Genomic DNA, 16,132 nt, shown 5'->3' with positions numbered 1-16,132 from the left:
AAAGTGGTATGGTTGTCTAACACGAATCAAGCCATGCAAGGTAATATCCGGCAGTGGTTCGTTGACAACCCGCAAGCACTGAATGCAGCGTTCGCGCTGATGCTAAGTACCTCGGTCGCGTTCGAAATCGGCATTCAGGACGCCATTGGCGCGACGAGCGGTCCTTAAGGACTAATTCGGTCAGACAGTTCTTCCGACCAGAACAAATCGCCGTCGTACACGAACGGCGATTTTGCACGTTCTAAAAATTCGAGCAGTTCAGACTGGTCGAGCGTGAAGGCCGACTCGGTTCCGTGAAGTCGCGGTTTCTCTTCCCCGTCTCGATACACCTGAAACACGCCACCGATGTTCGGCATCGAGAGGGTCCTGTACTCGACCTCGTACTGGTCGCCTCGCTCTTCTAACGTGGCGATTGTCGGATACCGGTTGTCACACTGGGTCAACTGGTGGCCTCCGTCGCCGACCACCGCGTAGTCTTTCCCCATCATGATGCGACGGCGCGCGAGTTGGATGGCGTGGGCGATGTCGTAGCCGTTGATGAGCAACTGGGAGAACGCCACGCCGACCTTCGCGGCCTGCTTGTTCAGGACCTTGGTGAACGTCACCGCGCCCGCGACGCTCCCCTTCTGTACGAGGTCCCTGCCCTCGTAGTAGGACCCACAGGCGTTGAGGAAGAACGTCTGGACGTTGCTCTCTTCGATGTCCGCGACGGCGAGATTACCGTCGCGGCACCGCAGGCCGTCTTTCTCGCAGTGGCCGATGTAGTGAACAAAGTCGTGGGGCGACTCGAACACGTCTGCGAGTTCGGCTTTCGCGAGATGTTCGTGAACGGTTACGTCGATAGGCAAGTGTTCGGCGCGTTCTTTGTAGATTTCGGCCACCGTCTCGTGTTCGTCGGACATCTCATCGTCGTTGAGGATGACCGTCACGTCGATGTCCCCGCCGCCCTGATTCAGGTACTTGAAACGGTTCTCGTAGGCTTCGGGAACGGCTTTGAACACGTCTATGGGCACGCCATCGGCCAACCACCCGTTGACCTGCCCCTCGTAGAGAACGGGGTCGCGCCTATCGACGGACTTCACCGGGCCGGGACCTTTCCGGGGCGCCTCCGCGACCGGTCCGGACGGTCGCAACTCCGGGGGTTTCTCGGGGGACTTTCCGCGGTAGAAGTCGTCGATGGACTTGTTCAGCAGTTCGTCTTTCTCCAAGTCGCTCGACTCGGGGAGGTAGACGAGGCTGAGCGTGTCCAGAAAGTACGAGAGCGACGTGGCGTTGTCCGGGCGGGGACTGATGTGCATGGCGAGGTGCCACTCGGGTAACTCGTCGTCGATTCGCTCGTAGGGCGCGTCTAGGTACGTCGCCAGTTGCTCGGCCGGGGTCGCCTCGTAGGTCTCTTCGGCGTCGATACCGACGGTATCCAGCATCGGCAACTCGGTCAGGTCCCAACTGTACTCGCCCGCGTTCCGGACGAGGCAGTCGAGAAAGAACACCCGGCGAAGCATGTCGGTGGCTTCGTGTTGGAACCCCGGAAGCGGGGTGAATCGGTACTCGACGTTCGCTTCGGGTGCCCGAAGCACGGGCGACCGTCGGTCTTCGACCGTCATCTCGGCCTGCAAGTAGTAGGCGAGTGGGGCCGCGACGAAGGCGTAGTCGAAGCTATCGGGAATCGCCAACTCGATGCCCACGTCGAATCGTTGCTCGCGGACCGGCGTGGGAATCTCGGTCTCGTCACCGAGTTCGATGCGCGGCGGGTGGCCCCGGAGCGTCGGGTACGACCGGTCGGGACCCGAGACTTTGTGCGACGACGAGAGATGCGTCACCGCCGTCGCCACGCCCTCGGGGGTCTTCGGGACGGTAATCGTGTCCACGGGTTCCTCGTGGTGGCTTCGGAAACCGAAGGTCACGAGCGTCGGGTCGGGAAACGAGACGTGAAGTTCGTTGTAGTCGTCGGTCTTCGAAACCGTCACCGCTCCGGAGAACCGGAGATACGTCTTCACGTTGAGACTGATGTTGAGCAGGTAGTTTTCGGCGTCGAGTTCGAGGGGTTCGGCGTCGCCAGCGTGCTTGTACTCCTCGCCGGAGTCGAGACCGGTCGCCTTCACCAACGCCGCCGGGAAGCGAATCTCGGACACGTAGCCGGACACCGTCTCGTCGAGTGGGCGTTCGATGTCGTAGCCCGCATCGACCGCCTCCCACGCGTCGGTTTCGATAGACACCTCCGTCTTGGTGCGGTCGAACACTCGCAACCCAAAATCAGTCTCGTCCCACTCAATCATGTCGGCGTTGTACAACGTGTCTCACCGGGACTTTATATTTTTGTCGCCCAGTGCCGTTCCCGCGAAAGGTAAGCTTATACTCCGGGCCGCACCGATTTTTGGTATGAAGTACGACCGCGTTCGTGACGTAGACCCGAAGGTCGCAGACGCCCTCGAAGCCGAGGTAGACCGCCAGCGCGACACGCTGGCGATGATTGCGAGCGAGAACCACGTCAGCGAGGCAGTTCTCGAAGCACAAGGGAGCGTCCTCACGAACAAGTACGCGGAGGGGTATCCGGGGTCGCGCTACTACGGCGGATGCGAACACGTCGATACGGTCGAGGAGTTGGCCATCGAGCGCGCGAAGGAACTCTGGGGGGCCGAACACGTCAACGTCCAGCCACACTCGGGCACGCAGGCGAACATGGCGGTCTACTTCGCCATGCTGGAGGCGGGCGACAAGATTCTCTCGCTCGACCTGACCCACGGCGGCCACCTCAGCCACGGCCACAGCGCCAACTTCACCGGCCAACTCTACGAGGTCGAACAGTACGAGGTGGACCCCGAGACGGGGTATCTCGACTACGAGGAGTTGCGCGACCACGCCGAGGAGTTCGAACCGGACATCATCGTCTCGGGGTACTCGGCGTATCCCCGCGAAGTCGAGTGGGAGACGATTCAGGAGGCCGCCGACGCGGTGGACGCCTACCACCTCGCAGACATGGCCCACATCACGGGTCTCGTCGCCGCGGGCGAACACCCCTCGCCGGTCGGCGTCGCCGACTTCGTGACCGGTTCGACCCACAAGACCGTCCGGGCGGGCCGCGGCGGGATAGTCCTGTGCGACGAGGAGTACGCCGACGACATCGACTCGGCCGTGATTCCGGGGATGCAGGGCGGTCCCTTGATGCACAACATCGCGGGCAAGGCGGTCGGGTTCGGCGAGGCCCTCGAACCGGAATTCGAGGAGTACGCGGCCCAGACCACCGCCAACGCCGAGGCCCTCGGCGAGAGCCTACAGGAGAACGGCTTCGGTCTCGTTTCGGGCGGCACCGACACCCACCTCGTGCTGGTTGACCTCCGGGAGTCCCACGAGGACGTGACCGGAAAAGAGGCTGAGGAAGCCCTCGAAGACGTGGGCATCGTCCTGAACGCCAACACCGTCCCCGGCGAGACTCGCTCGCCGTTCGTCACCAGCGGAATCCGGGCCGGGACGCCCGCGCTCACGACCCGCGGGTTCGACGAGGAGGACTGTCGGTACGTCGGCGACCTCATCTCGCGCGTGGTGAACAACGTGGGCGACGAGGACGTGAAGGCCGAAGTCGCAGAGGACGTACAGGAACTCTGCGAGGCCAACCCGCTGTACGAGTAAGCCGCGGTTACTACGGCGGTATCCGCTCTTACGGCGGCAGAAAGCTTATAATGACAATCTAGTATCGATTTTTCATGCCGCCATCCCGCCGCCACCTGCTCGTCGCGGCCGGTGGGTCCCTCCCGGCGCTGGCCGGATGCCTCTCGTCGTTCTCCGGCGGCGAAAAAGTCGTCCTCGACTACCAGACCCTGCTGAACCGCGACGGCGAGGTGATTCCGGAACCGACGGTGCCCTACGACCGGGTGAAACGGGTCGCGCCGCGCCGGGTCACGGTGTCGCTCACGCTGGACGAACGCGAACGCGCCTGCGTCGTTCGCGTGAAAACCCGCCAGACCGAGGTACGGCAGACGTAATGTGATGCACTATTGTGCATAAAAGCTGGTATTATTTGGAGTAAATACGCACGAACCCGAGGGTTGAAGGGGTTCGGCGTCCCTCTATCGAACGATGACAGAGGTAATCGACGGCGACGCCGTCGCCGAGCGAATCCGCGACGACCTGCGGGACGGCATCGAGACGCTGGCCGACGAGGGCGTCGAAGTCGGACTCGCCACGGTGCTGATGAGCGACGACCCCGCAAGCGAGACCTACGTCTCGATGAAGCAACGCGACTGCGAGGAGGTCGGCATCGAGGGCATCCACGTCGAAATCGACCCCGAGGCACCCGCCGAAGAACTCCACGACACCATCGCGGACCTCAACGACGACCCCGACGTTCACGGCATCCTCGTCCAGATGCCCGTCCCCGACCACGTGGACGAACGCGAGGTTCTGCGCGCAATCGACCCCGAGAAGGACGTTGACGGCTTCCACCCCGAGAACGTCGGCCGACTCGTCGCGGGCCACGCCCGCTACCGGCCCTGCACGCCCCACGGCGTGCTGAAACTGCTGGAGTCGGCGGGCGTCGAGACCGAAGGCGCGGACGTGACCATCGTCGGCCGGTCGAACATCGTCGGCAAACCGCTGGCGAACCTCCTGATGCAGAAGGCCGACGACGGCAACGCCACAGTCACGGTGTGTCACTCCCGGACCGAGGACCTCGCGGCGAAGACCCGGCAGGCCGACGTGGTTGTCGCGGCCTGCGGCGTCCCGGAACTCGTGGACGGGTCGATGCTCTCTCCGGGGACGACGGTCATCGACGTGGGCGTCAACCGCGTGGACGCCGACAACGAGAAGGGCTACGAACTCGTCGGCGACGTGGACTACGAGAGCGCGAAAGAGAAGGCCAGCGCCATCACGCCCGTCCCCGGCGGCGTCGGCCCGATGACCCGAGCGATGCTCCTCTACAACGCGGTCAAGGCCGCCGGTCGCCGAGAAGACGTGGACGTGGACCTGCCCTGAACCGAGCGTTCTCCGACCAACTCCGGCTATCTCTAACCAACCTCTAGCAAGTTAAGACACTTCTTTATATTTTTCTAGGACACTTTTACGATTCTATACCCCACCTCGACCGGCCCGGCGCGCGAGTGACGCGGCGCGTCACTCGCGTGCTTCGCGGTCCGTTCGCGCGACTTCCTCGGCCCGTTCGCGGATTCGCTCGCCTTCGCGGTGGGCCGCCCGCTGTTCGTTGTAGGCGTAGGGCGCGTATACCTCGCCGCTCCCCTCGACCTGCCGGTCTTCGGGTCGCTCGGCGAACCCGTCGGACGGCGACCGGCCGCGCGACCGGCGCTTCTGGCGGATGAGGAGCGCGACGACGGCCAGCAGGACGCCGAGTCCGGCCGCCCGGACCAGCAGGTCCGTACCGACCCGCGGGAAGAGGTCCGTACCGACGAGTCCCCACCGGACGACCAACGGCGAGAGGACGAGCAGAACGACCGCGAGTTTGGCCGCCTGTCGCAGTCGGGAGGCGGTGTCGGACGCCATACCTAGTGGGAAGTTAGCAAGAACCAAAAGCGTTGACCGAAAATTACGAGGACAGTCTTCCGGTTATCGGTCCGCGAGCGCCTGCCACGTGTCGTGGCCGACGATGCCGTCCACGGTGATACCCGCGTTCGACTGGAAGTCCTCGATAGCGCCGCGGGTCTCCGGACCGTAGTAGCCGTCTACGGCGATGTCGTAGCCCTGTCCGTACCGAAGGTGGTGTTGCGCGCCGTAGGTCGCCCACCACGGGTCGTTCTCGGCGTCCCACACGGTCACGTAGAGTTCCTCCCACGTGTTCGGGCCGACCACGCCGTCCACGGCGAGTCCGCGCGCCGACTGGAACGACTCGACGGTACTCTGGACTTCCGACCCGTAGATGCCGTCGTGGTACTGGAGGCTGTAGCCGTGTTCCTCCAGCAGGTACTGGATGGAGTAGACCGACTCGGCTTGGTCGCCGTAGGAGTAGGTCGGCCAACTGTAGGAGGTACCGCTCCCGCCGCCGTAGTCGATGTTCGATGCGAGCAGGTTCATCACGTCACGAATCTTCTCGGCCCACTGGTCGTCGGTGGCGTAGTGGACGTTCATCCCGGCGAGGTGCGCGCCCTCGTAGTACTGGGCGCCGGGCGTGAGATACAAGTCGCGGACGCGGGGCATCACGTGGCGGATGCAGTGTTCGAAGGAGTCGAAGCGCTTCGCGCCGTCGTAGGGGTCGCTGTCGTACGCGCCCCACCCGTAGATGTTGTTCTTGTCTTGGGCGATGTTGCTGGTCCCCCACGCCGACTCGTGGGCGGCGTGTGCCGCCATGTAGACGGCGTTCATGCCTTGTTCGGCCGCCACGTCCTTCCACGTGCTTCCGAGACCCACCAGCGGACAGTCGCCGCGAACTTCGAGAATCGCGTTGTCGATTTCGTCGGCGGTAACGCCGTCCTCGTAGGTTCGAAGGTCGGAGTAGATGGTGTATCGACCGGCCGCGGCCGACCCCGAGAGGGCCGCGACGCCGCCGAGACCCAGCAGTCCTGTACTCGTCGTCTTGAGGAACTTTCGTCGTGAGTAGTTCATCCTCGACCTACTCCACACCGACGCCGGATTTAGATTTTCCCTTTTTAATTTGGAATTATTTGGCCGGTTGCGTTCAGGCAAGTCGGCCGAATCGGTCGCGCGCGCTGACGAGGGCGTCGTCGTCGCCCTCCCGGAGGTATCGGCCCACGTCGCGGGCGGCGGCCACGAGCAGTTCCGCGGCGTCGGCGTCCACGTCGCCGTCGAGTGCTTGGACGCGCTTGACGTGTTCGCCGAGGGTTTCGAGCGCGTCCCGTCCGTTCGGTCCGACGGCCTCCTCGTCTGTCCAGTCGGAGAGTTCTCGGCGGTACTCGGCCACCGCGTCGGCGTAGGCGAGACCCCGAACCGGATGCATCGACTCGGGCACCTCGCCCGGAGCAGGGCGCTTGTCGGCGTCGGTCTCGGAAGCGTCCGGGTCGGTCTCGGCGTCAGCGCCGCGCAGAAGCGCGAGGAAGTACCACTCCTCGTCGTCGCTCAGGTCGAGACCCCGGCCCACCACGTCGGCGGCGTGGCGGAGTTCATGGGCCGCGAGGTAGGTGTCGTCCAAGGGTCGGAGGTTCCCGCCGCGCACGAACCCGCGCTTGCGGACGTACTCGCGTGCGGTCTCGCCCGCGCGGTCGGCGACTTCTCGGAGTGGTCGGGCGTCCACGTCTTGGCGGACCTCGGTCAGGTCGAACTCGGCCGGACTGTCGGTGTGGAGTCGGCGCTCGGAATCGACGCCGACGCTCCGGAGACTGCCGCAGTCGGGACACTCTACGCTCCCCGTCTCGTAGTAGGACCACCGCGCGCCGCAGTCGTTACACTCGCGCTGGCCGCGAACCTTCATGTCGGCGCCTTGGTCGGCGAGATACAAAATACGGTCGCTCTCGACGCTCTGACCTGCTCGCGTTTCGGCGTCGGAACGCCGCCGCGCGCTCTCGCTCGCACGCGCGAGACTGACCAGAGAGCGAGGGAGTCGGCCGAGGAGGGTGGGTCTGCGGTCCCATCGCTCTGCCACGCCGCTGGCCGGTTTCGAGCAGTAGTCACCGCGAGTAATCGGGCAGAGAAACACCGCCGACGCGACCCGAGACGCCGACGGACAGCTAAAGACCGCCGAAATTCACCTCAAAGTTTATGCTCGAAAACGACGACAGATACCGTATGGAAGAGCGTGGCAAACCGCGGCCGCTCGCGTTTCGCGTGCCGGTCTCCGACGGCTTCTGGCGCGAGTACGGCATCTCGCTCGGCCTGCTCGTGCTGGCACTGTCGGCCGTGGCGGTGGTGGCCGCACGCGACCCCGGCGACGGCGTGGTCGTCGGCGCGACGTTCGTCGGGTTGTCGGCCGGAGCGATACTCGCAGGGCTGGCGGTGTACAATGTGGTAGTGGCCGCACTCATCGCCGCGAAGCGGTGAGTCGGACGAACTACCCGGAGATTTATCATCCCGGTCGCGCTACACTGGGATGGTATGTCGAGCCACGGTCTCACCGAGCCACCCGAGGATAGAGTAAGTCGCCAGTCGGCGGCTGGTCGAGAAATTCCGCGCGGAGTCCGATAGCTGTTCTGACCCGGAGCGAGTCGCGGTAACCGTCGCGGGCGAGACCCACGAACTCACCAGAGCCGAGGCCGACCAGCTACGGCAGTCGCTCGGCGAGGCGCTGACCGAGCGCCGGGAGTTCGTCCGCACCGCCGGGACCCACCGCGAAGACGGCAGTTACGTCGTGGAACGGCGGCGCGCGGAGTCGTCGGGCCACCGGAAGGTGTTCGAGAGCTTCGCCGAACTCCGGCGACTCTACGACCGACTGCCCGGCGAGTTCACCGCCGCGGACGTACAGCAGACGGGACTGACCGGCGGGCGGCGGCACATGCTCGTCCACCACCTCGCCGAGCATCCCCACTTCGACTGCGAACTGGCGAAGCGCCAACCGTTGACCGCGCGAAAGCGAGCGAACGAGCGAGAGCGACCCGCTGGCGGGGGTGAAACCGGAGACTGACGCCGCCGGGCGAACGCTTTTCGGCCGCGCGGCCCTCGACTCGGGCATGGAACCGCGACCATCCACGTTCTCCATCGTCGCGCGCGACCCCGAGACGGAAGCGGTCGGCGTGGCGGTCCAGTCGAAGTTCGTCAGCGTCGGGTCGGTCGTCCCGTTCGCCAGCGCCGACGCCGGAGCCATCGCCACCCAGAGCTTCGCCAACGTCGCCTACGGCCCGGACGGACTCGACTACCTCCGCGAGGGGAAATCGGCCGAGGAAGTCGTGGCGGCGCTGACCGACGACGACCCCGAGGCCCCACAGCGACAGGTCGGCGTGGTCGGACAGGACGGCTCCGTCGCCGCGTTCACCGGCGAGGAGTGCTTCGAGTTCGCCGACGACCGGCAGGGCGAGACCTACACCGTGCAGGGCAACATCCTCGAAAACGAGGCCACGCTGGAGGCGATGGAAGACGCCTACGAGGCGACCGAGGGCGGCCTCCCCGAGAAACTGCTCGCGGCGCTCCACGCGGGCAACGAGGCGGGCGGCGACAAGCGCGGGGAACAGAGCGCGGCGATGTACGTCGTCAAGCCCGAGGGCGGGTACGACGGCAAGAACGACCGGTGGATAGACGTGCGCGTGGACGACCACGAGACGCCAATCGAGGAACTCGAACGGGTGTTCAAAATCTACGACGTGACCCTGCTCGAACGCGAGGAACCCGACGACCTGCGGGAACTTGACGGCGAGACGGCCGCGGAAGTCGCGGAGACGTTGGCCGAGTTGGGGTTCTACGGGACCGAGGCGCGAAGCGCCTCGGATGCGAGCGGTGAAACCGCGAGCGAACCGACCGAGACGTTCGGCGAGGACGAACGCGAGGCCCTCGAAGCGTTCCGCGGCATGAACAACTTCGAGAACCACGACCTCGCGGTCGTGGAGGACGCGCTCGCCCGCGGGTGGTCCGACGCCGACGGCGAGGGCGAAGACCGGATGGTGGACGCCATCTGGCACGGTCTCTCGCGCTCGGACCGGAAATAGAGAGATGGCTCCGAGACGCGTTTTTATCCTCTATAGCAATATTTTTCGTTGTTAGAGGATTGTAATAGTTGCTCGTCTCCCACTGGCACGCGGGCGCGGCCACGAGTGGCCGCGCCCGCGCGAGGTTTCCGGGAACGGAGCGACCGATTGCTCGCCACGGGCGAAGTGACGGGAGACGAGCGAGTGGCCCGTCACCTCCGACCACGCTCCGATGGCGAATCCCACCGGACTCATTACCCGCGAAACCAAACCGTCGTCACATGAGAGACGAGGAGGAAATTCGTGAGCAGTACGAGTTCCTGAAAGAGCAACTCGACGACGAGAACATGCGCCACGAGGGGGTCAGACAGATGTTCACGTACTACAAGCGCGCGCTCGGGTGGGTGCTGGAAGAAGAACACATATAGCTCGCCTAACAACACCGAAAATTTCGCGCTCGTGGTTCTGAAATCGGTGATGCAACCCGGTACCGGTACAAGGTTCCGGCGGCGTTAGGTTTAAGTTGTTAGGGCGTTTTGGTTCAGGTGACGCTTCGCTTGGAGGGCCGAAGCGTCAGCGGGGACCAATTCAGGGCGGCAAGCGGTTCGCGGGGCTTTTTCACCCCCGCGTTTTCCGCTTTCCTTTCCATATTCGCTTTCGAGTGTCCACAAGTTCGGTAGTCACGGCTTCGTCTCTACGGATTTCGATACTGACGAGTCGCTAGTGTGTCGCTTCTCTCGTCACCAGAGCCGCGCCTTCGTTCAAGAGTGTCGCTGGTCGCTACGTGACGAGCAGTCGGCGCACAGCGCCGACGACACCGGCAGACGTACGTTCCTGCTCACTTCGCTGTCTCCGAAAATCGAAGATTTTCGGGATGACGAGAGCGTTGCTCTCGAACCATGCGGGCGTGCGACTGCCGAGGTTCGCGTCGCGTCGCTCCGCGGACGGTCGTCTGACCGACATCTCTTCGGTTCGCTTCGCTCACCTCGGAAAGGGGTCGGTCAGACGACGGCGGTAAACGCGACCGGGCGGTCCCTTCATCCACCCTGTCGGTCGATAGGCCGTGCGCGTGGCGGTGGGAGCGTCGCCGGTCCAGACCTGTAGCCGTGGCTACGGCGTTCGGGAAGTTTCGAAACGGAGAGGTCGAAAACCGTGTCGGTCGAGCGCCGACCGAGGGCAGGCGGGCGGTCTACCAGAGGTAGCCCGGCCAGACGAACTTGAACAGCAACCAGATGAGACCCGTCAGGATGGCGGTCATCAGCACGTTCAGCACCATCCCGGCGCGCATCATGTGCTTCTGCTTGAGGTGGCCACTCCCGAAGACGATGGCGTTCGGCGGCGTGGCGACCGGAAGCGCGAACGCGAAACTCGCAGCGACGGCACCGCTGACCGCGAGGAACACCGCGGCCGCGACTTCCGTGAGACCGAGCGTCGTGGCGAAGATGCCGCCGATGCCGATGAGAATCGGGACGATGATGGCCGACGTCGCGGTGTTCGAGGTCATCTCGGTCAGCAGGATGACCAGCAGGACGACGGCCGCGACCACGAGCAGGATGGGTTGGCCCGTCAGCGACCCGAAGATGGTCTCGGCTATCCACTTGGTTGCGCCGGTCTTCTCCAGCGCGTCGGCCAGCGAGATGCCGCCGCCGAACAGCAGGATGGTTCCCCAGTCGATGTCCACGAGGTCCTCCCACTCCACCGTGTCGGCGAGCACCAGCGCCGGAATCGCGTACAGGCCGACCATCACGTAGTAGAGCAGTCCCTGATGGCTTTCGACGCCGAGGACGGTCATCCCCGGCCCGCCGAAGATGGTGGTGTACCACTGGGAGGGGAGTAGCCCCTCGAACACGAGGTCGAATCCGCCGAGGACCCACAACCCCGCGGTCGCGGTGAAGATGTACGCGACGCGGCGACCCCGCGGACCGAGGCTTCCCTCCTCGTCGAGGTACTCCCGGGCCTGCTGGCGCGCGCCGCTCACGTCCTCGATTTCGGGCGGGTAGAGGTGGAACGTCAGCAGGTACCACACCAGCGGGAGCGTGACCGCCACGATGGGCAGGCCGATGATTAGCCAGTCGGCGAACCCGATGGAGTAGTCGAGCATCGCGTTGAGTTGCGTGACGACCACCGCGTTCGGCGGCGTCCCGATGATGGTGCCGACGCCGCCCACGCTCGCGGCGTAGGCCGTGCCGAGCAACGTCGCTATCTGCATGTTCGAGAACGCCTCGGCGTCGTCGGCGTCGGCCTCCAGCACTTCTTCGCGGCCGATGACCTGCGCGAGGACGCCCAGCGCGATGGGCGTCATCATCGCAGTCGTCGCCGTGTTCGACACCCACATCGAGAGGAAGGCCGTCGCCAGCATGATGGCCAGAATCAACCGGCGCGGCGACGACCCCATCTTAGTCATCAACCAGAGCGCGATGCGCCGGTCGATGTTGTACTTCTGGAGCGCGTTGGCGAGCATGAATCCCGCGACGAACAGGAAGATGAGGTGGTCGGCGAATCCCGAGAGCGCCGGGTCGATGTCGCCGTACACGCCGAACGCGGTCAGCGCGACCGGAATCGAGAGCGCAGTCACCGCGAGCGGAACCACGCCCGTCACCCACAGCACCGCGGCGAAGAACATCGTGGCTATCGCGTACTGGCCCCTGACCGACAACCCGTCCGGCGAGGGCGCGAACGCGAGCGCCGCGGCACCGAGCGCCGCGACGAGAAATACGACGATTTTCCTGCGTTCCGTACTCATACCGAGCTGTATCATTGATACACATCGGAATGTACGAAGGTGATATTTAACGATTTTCCTCTCGGTTCAGAAACGGTAACAAACGACAGGCCATCGCCGACGAATCGTCACCCCCGAACTCAGAAGTGTTCGACGAGAACCTCGACCTGCTCGTCGGAGAGTTCGGCCGAGTAGAGTTCGAGGAGTGCCGCCCGCCGCGACCGGGAGAGACCCCGACTTCCGCTTTCGAGCATCGAGACGTGGGCCTGCATCAGGTCGTCGATTTCGCGCTCGACCGCTCGCTGGTCGTAGTCGGCCGCGGTCCGGAGGAGTCGCCACGCGAGCGGCGAGATGTCAGCGACGTCTACGGCCTCCGGGAGGTTCATCTGTCAGGTGGTGTCTCGACATCGGCGTATAAAACCCTGCGTCTCGCCGACGCTACTGGATTTCCAGCGAGGCGTCGGTCTCGCTCCCGCCGGCACCGTCCTCGTCCCACTCCAACTCGAACTCGATGCTGAGTTCACCGGGACCGCCGCTACTCGGCGTCTCGTGTTCGGCCTTCACCTCGAAGGTGGGTTGGGCGGGCGGGTCGAGCGTCACCGACTGGTCGCCCGCCGACAGCATAATCGAGTCGCCCGACTCCAGTTTCTCCGCGACGGTCCGGAGGTAGGACGCAACGTCGTTGCGATTCATCCGGCGCTCGGTTTTGAACAGCACTTCTTCTGGCATACCTACAGAGACGGGGGCCAAGCGGATAAGTTCGCCGCCTGTTCGTCCTGACGCTGACCGGAGAAATCCGTGCGTGACCCGAGACTCGCCGAGACGTACCGGGTCGTTTACACGGCGAGAGTCGGCCACGAAGGGCCGTTATCTTCATTTCCATCGCTCTCTTAATCCGTACGTTACCGATGCACGACCTGACGGGTTTCCAACGCGACCTGCTGTACGTCATCGCCGGACTTGACGAACCGCACGGACTCGCTATCAAGGACGAGCTGGAGAACTACTACGAGAAGGAGATTCACCACGGTCGGTTGTACCCGAACCTCGATACGCTGGTGGACAAGGGGTTAGTCGAGAAGGGCCAGCGTGACCGCCGGACCAACTTCTACACGCTGACCCGGCGCGGCGACCGGGAAATCGAGGCCCGGAGGGAGTGGGAGGCCCGGTACGTCGAACTGAGTGTCGAGGTCTGAGGTTCGTCCGGAGGCGTCGGTCCGGTCAGCGCCCAGTCGCGCCAGCGGTGTCCTCGCCCCCGTCCTCGGGGTCGTCGTCCGGCCCTCCGCCACCGACTTCGGTATCGACTCCGCCGTCCGTCTCTCCGGCGTCGGCCGCGTCCGCGGACCGGTCGGCGTTCCGGAAATCCTCGTTCGCTCTCGTCCTCGGTTCGGGGTCGAAGAGGTAGGTCGGGTCCACCGCCCACGGTCGGATGGGTTCGCCCGCGACCAATTCCGGCAGGACGATGCGGACGAAGTGGACGACCAACACGAGTATCATCGGTCCGAGGAAGATGCCGTACCACCCGAACAACAGCGGTCCGAAGATGTACGCCAGCATCACGAGACCGACATGGAGGTTCCGACCCGAGACGTAGGGCCGCAACACGAGGTCCGGAATCGTGTCCACGACGACGAGCGAGACGGCGAAAAACAGCGCCGGGAACCAGAGAAACGCGGGGTCGGCCATCATCGTTTCGACGCCGAGATACGCCGAGACGGGGAAGTAGACGAGTTTCATCCCGACGATGGGGATGAGACTGGCCGCGCCGGTCAGCAGGCCCAACAGCGTCGGAAACGGGACGACGAGTTCGGTGGGCGCAATCAGGTTCAGCGCGTTGTACGACGCCGCGCCGATGGTCCCCGTGAGCAGGGCGTTCAGGATGTTGCCGAAGAAGATGCTGTTGAAGTCCCTATCGACCGCCCGGACGTAGGCCTCCACGACGCCGCCCTCGTCGCCGAACTGCCGCCGGAAGAACCGCGAGAGGCGGTGGTCGTCCCGGAGCAGGTAGAACGCGATGGCAATCATCACGAACAGGTGCAACACCGCGTTGCCGATGAACCCGACGTACTCCAGCGCCGACCGCCCGACTTCGCTGACCAGCGCGGGGTCGGGATTCGCCAGCAGTTCCTCGGGACTCCGGGCCAGCGACGAGACATCGACGTAGGGTTGAATCGTCGTCTGGAGACCGTCCACGTCGGTCCTGTCGGCGATTTTGTCGAACTCCTGTAGCGCGATTGCGCCGGTGTAAGCCATCAGGAGCAGTACCGGAAGCGCCAGCGCGAACAGCGCGGTGGCGACGGCCAGACTCGGCGGCCGGACGCGTCGGCGAAGCCGCCTGTAGACCGGCCGAGTAGCGTAGTAGAGGAAGATACCGAAGACGAAGGTGCCGACGAACGAGTAGACGACGAACAGCACGGCTACGCCGAGCGCCAACCCGACCAGCCACCATCCGACTCGCGCCCGGTCGATGTCCAAACCGCCGACCATACCCATGGCACGGTGGCGCTGTGGTAAAAACGTTCGCAGTCAGACGGGTTTCCGACCGGTGAGTTCCGGGTGTCGCGTCGTCGCCGGGTCCCGTCTGGGGAGAGATATTTATACCTACATAGCCATAGTGAGAGAAGTGCCGAGTATCGTCGACTTCCTCACCAAAGTGCCGTTGGACAGCAACGTCGTCCGCATCGCCCTCGCGGGGGCGCTGGGCCTGTTCCTCGGACTGGAGCGTGAGTGGTCACACAAACCCGCCGGGATTCGGACGTTCACCCTCATCAGTCTGCTCGGCGCGGTGTTCACGCTCCTCGACCGGGACGTTCTGCTCATGCTCGGGGGTCTGCTCGTCATCGTGCAGGGCGTCCTGCTCGCGGTGCAGGGACTGACCGACGACGAGGAAGAGGGTCTCTCGCTGACGACTTCGGTGTCGATGCTGGTTTCTTTCGGCGTCGGCGCACTCGTGATGGAGGGGTTCATCCTCGTGGGCGTGACGGTGGCGGTGCTGTCGTCGCTGTTGCTCGTCCTCAAGCGCGAACTCCACAGTTTCGCGTGGGGGATGTCCCGGGAAGAACTCCGGTCGGCCGTCGAGTTCGCCATCCTCGCGTTCGTCATCTACCCCCTGCTCCCCGACGAGGAGTTGGCCTTCGGCGTCGAACCCCGCGTGGTGTGGCTGATGGTCGTCACGGTGGCGGCCATCGGCATCGTCAACTACGCCGTCGTCGAGAGCTACGGCGGTCGGGGCATCGCCGTCACCGGCTTCTTCGGCGGTCTGGCGTCCTCGACGGCGGTCGTCGGGACCATGCTCGACCACGTTCGCCAGCGCCCCGAGGCGGCCTCCTACGGCGTGGCGGCCATCCTGCTGGCGGACGCGGCGATGGCGGTCCGGAACCTCGGTATCGCGCTGGCGTTCTCGCTCGGGAGCGACAAGCCGATTCTGTACGGCGCGGTGCTTCCGCTCGGGGCGGTCATCCTCGGGAGCGTGGCGATTGCGGCCTACGCCGCCGACTGGTCCGAACACGTGGACATCGACCTCGAAAGCCCGTTCTCGCTCCGGAACGCCCTCGGATTCGGGGCCATCTTCCTGCTGGTCATCGCGGGCGGCGCGGTCGCCCAACAGCAGTTCGGGTCCGCGGGGTTCTACGTGACGGCCCTGCTGTCGGGACTCGTTTCGAGCGCCGGGGCGACTTCCTCGGCGGTCCTGCTCTACCGGGCGGGCACCATCGGCCACGGGACCGCCGTGTTCGGCATCCTGCTGGCGACTGCCTCCTCGATTACGGTGAAAGCCGCGCTGACCCTCTCCGCGCCGAACCGGAGGTTCAGCTACCGGGTCGCGGCGTGGAGCGGCGTCCTGCTCGCGGGGTCGGCAGTCGCCGCGGCGTTGGCGACAGTGTAAGTTCGACGGCGAGAGTCG

Annotated in this window: 17 protein-coding genes; 9 read left to right on the top strand and 8 right to left on the bottom strand. The window is 64.7% G+C overall.

The annotated features are described in order from the left end of the window. Positions 1-164: 164 nt before the first annotated feature. Positions 165-2,276 (bottom strand): hypothetical protein, encoded by a 2,112-nt coding sequence (locus tag P2T60_RS10020; RefSeq protein WP_276279104.1) that lies wholly within the window; start codon positions 2,274-2,276, stop codon positions 165-167. Positions 2,277-2,379: 103 nt separating this feature from the next. On the opposite strand from P2T60_RS10020, the gene glyA reads away from it, so the two are divergent. The 3 genes from glyA (at position 2,380) to P2T60_RS10005 (ending at position 4,968) form a co-directional block, all read left to right on the top strand. Continuing rightward, positions 2,380-3,627, top strand: a complete 1,248-nt coding sequence (gene glyA / locus P2T60_RS10015; RefSeq protein WP_276279103.1) for a serine hydroxymethyltransferase — start codon at positions 2,380-2,382, stop codon at positions 3,625-3,627. 74 nt (positions 3,628-3,701) lie between these two features. Then, on the top strand, positions 3,702-3,980 hold the full coding sequence (locus P2T60_RS10010; RefSeq protein WP_276279102.1) for a hypothetical protein: 279 nt from the start codon (positions 3,702-3,704) through the stop codon (positions 3,978-3,980). A 94-nt stretch (positions 3,981-4,074) separates the two neighbouring features. Continuing rightward, positions 4,075-4,968, top strand: a complete 894-nt coding sequence (locus P2T60_RS10005) for a bifunctional methylenetetrahydrofolate dehydrogenase/methenyltetrahydrofolate cyclohydrolase (RefSeq protein WP_276279101.1) — start codon at positions 4,075-4,077, stop codon at positions 4,966-4,968. Between the two features lie 138 nt (positions 4,969-5,106). Here P2T60_RS10005 and P2T60_RS10000 read toward each other — a convergent pair whose 3' ends face one another. The 3 genes from P2T60_RS10000 to P2T60_RS09990 form a co-directional block, all read right to left on the bottom strand. Continuing rightward, positions 5,107-5,490, bottom strand: coding sequence for a hypothetical protein (locus P2T60_RS10000; RefSeq protein WP_276279100.1), 384 nt, complete (start codon positions 5,488-5,490; stop codon positions 5,107-5,109). A gap of 63 nt (positions 5,491-5,553) precedes the next feature. After that, positions 5,554-6,546, bottom strand: coding sequence for a peptidoglycan hydrolase (locus tag P2T60_RS09995; protein ID WP_276279099.1), 993 nt, complete (start codon positions 6,544-6,546; stop codon positions 5,554-5,556). Between the two features lie 73 nt (positions 6,547-6,619). After that, a complete protein-coding gene (locus P2T60_RS09990) occupies positions 6,620-7,369 on the bottom strand; it encodes a DUF7117 family protein (protein ID WP_276279098.1) in 750 nt (249 codons plus the stop codon). 314 nt (positions 7,370-7,683) lie between these two features. Between P2T60_RS09990 and P2T60_RS09985 the strand changes: the two genes are divergently transcribed. The 4 genes from P2T60_RS09985 to P2T60_RS09970 all read left to right on the top strand — a co-directional run bounded on the left by P2T60_RS09985 (position 7,684) and on the right by P2T60_RS09970 (position 9,937). Next, a complete protein-coding gene (locus P2T60_RS09985; RefSeq protein WP_276279097.1) occupies positions 7,684-7,935 on the top strand; it encodes a hypothetical protein in 252 nt (83 codons plus the stop codon). A 112-nt stretch (positions 7,936-8,047) separates the two neighbouring features. Further along, the gene (locus P2T60_RS21890; protein ID WP_276282195.1) at positions 8,048-8,515 is read left to right on the top strand and encodes a DUF7528 family protein; all 468 of its coding nucleotides are present in this window, start codon (positions 8,048-8,050) and stop codon (positions 8,513-8,515) included. Positions 8,516-8,561: 46 nt separating this feature from the next. Further along, positions 8,562-9,530 carry a DUF1028 domain-containing protein gene (locus tag P2T60_RS09975; RefSeq protein ID WP_276279096.1) on the top strand — a complete coding sequence of 323 codons (969 nt, stop codon included), beginning with the start codon at positions 8,562-8,564 and terminating at the stop codon, positions 9,528-9,530. Between the two features lie 260 nt (positions 9,531-9,790). After that, positions 9,791-9,937: a hypothetical protein gene (locus tag P2T60_RS09970; protein WP_205427199.1), complete on the top strand. Its 147-nt coding sequence runs from the start codon at positions 9,791-9,793 to the stop codon at positions 9,935-9,937. 761 nt (positions 9,938-10,698) lie between these two features. On the opposite strand, the gene P2T60_RS09965 is transcribed toward P2T60_RS09970, so the two are convergent. From P2T60_RS09965 to P2T60_RS09955, 3 genes are all read right to left on the bottom strand, one after another. Further along, positions 10,699-12,267, bottom strand: coding sequence for an SLC13 family permease (locus tag P2T60_RS09965; RefSeq protein ID WP_276279095.1), 1,569 nt, complete (start codon positions 12,265-12,267; stop codon positions 10,699-10,701). A 104-nt stretch (positions 12,268-12,371) separates the two neighbouring features. Then, positions 12,372-12,617 (bottom strand): hypothetical protein, encoded by a 246-nt coding sequence (locus P2T60_RS09960; protein WP_276279094.1) that lies wholly within the window; start codon positions 12,615-12,617, stop codon positions 12,372-12,374. Positions 12,618-12,669: 52 nt separating this feature from the next. Beyond that, positions 12,670-12,960: an amphi-Trp domain-containing protein gene (locus P2T60_RS09955; protein ID WP_276279093.1), complete on the bottom strand. Its 291-nt coding sequence runs from the start codon at positions 12,958-12,960 to the stop codon at positions 12,670-12,672. Between the two features lie 179 nt (positions 12,961-13,139). Here P2T60_RS09955 and P2T60_RS09950 point away from each other — a divergent pair, with 179 nt between their 5' ends. After that, entirely contained in the window at positions 13,140-13,427 is a 288-nt protein-coding gene (locus tag P2T60_RS09950) for a PadR family transcriptional regulator (RefSeq protein WP_276279092.1), read from the top strand. A 25-nt stretch (positions 13,428-13,452) separates the two neighbouring features. Here the strand turns inward: P2T60_RS09950 and P2T60_RS09945 are convergent, their stop codons facing one another. Further along, on the bottom strand, positions 13,453-14,718 hold the full coding sequence (locus tag P2T60_RS09945; RefSeq protein ID WP_276279091.1) for an AI-2E family transporter: 1,266 nt from the start codon (positions 14,716-14,718) through the stop codon (positions 13,453-13,455). 136 nt (positions 14,719-14,854) lie between these two features. Here P2T60_RS09945 and P2T60_RS09940 point away from each other — a divergent pair, with 136 nt between their 5' ends. After that, positions 14,855-16,114 (top strand): MgtC/SapB family protein, encoded by a 1,260-nt coding sequence (locus P2T60_RS09940; protein ID WP_276279090.1) that lies wholly within the window; start codon positions 14,855-14,857, stop codon positions 16,112-16,114. The last annotated feature ends 18 nt before the right edge of the window (positions 16,115-16,132 follow it).

Origin of the sequence: Halorussus caseinilyticus (assembly GCF_029338395.1) — an archaeon.
Taxonomy (GTDB): Archaea; Halobacteriota; Halobacteria; order Halobacteriales; family Haladaptataceae; genus Halorussus; species Halorussus caseinilyticus.
The sequence above is the reverse complement of the archived record's forward strand: the minus strand, read 5'-3'. Positions and strand labels throughout refer to the sequence as shown.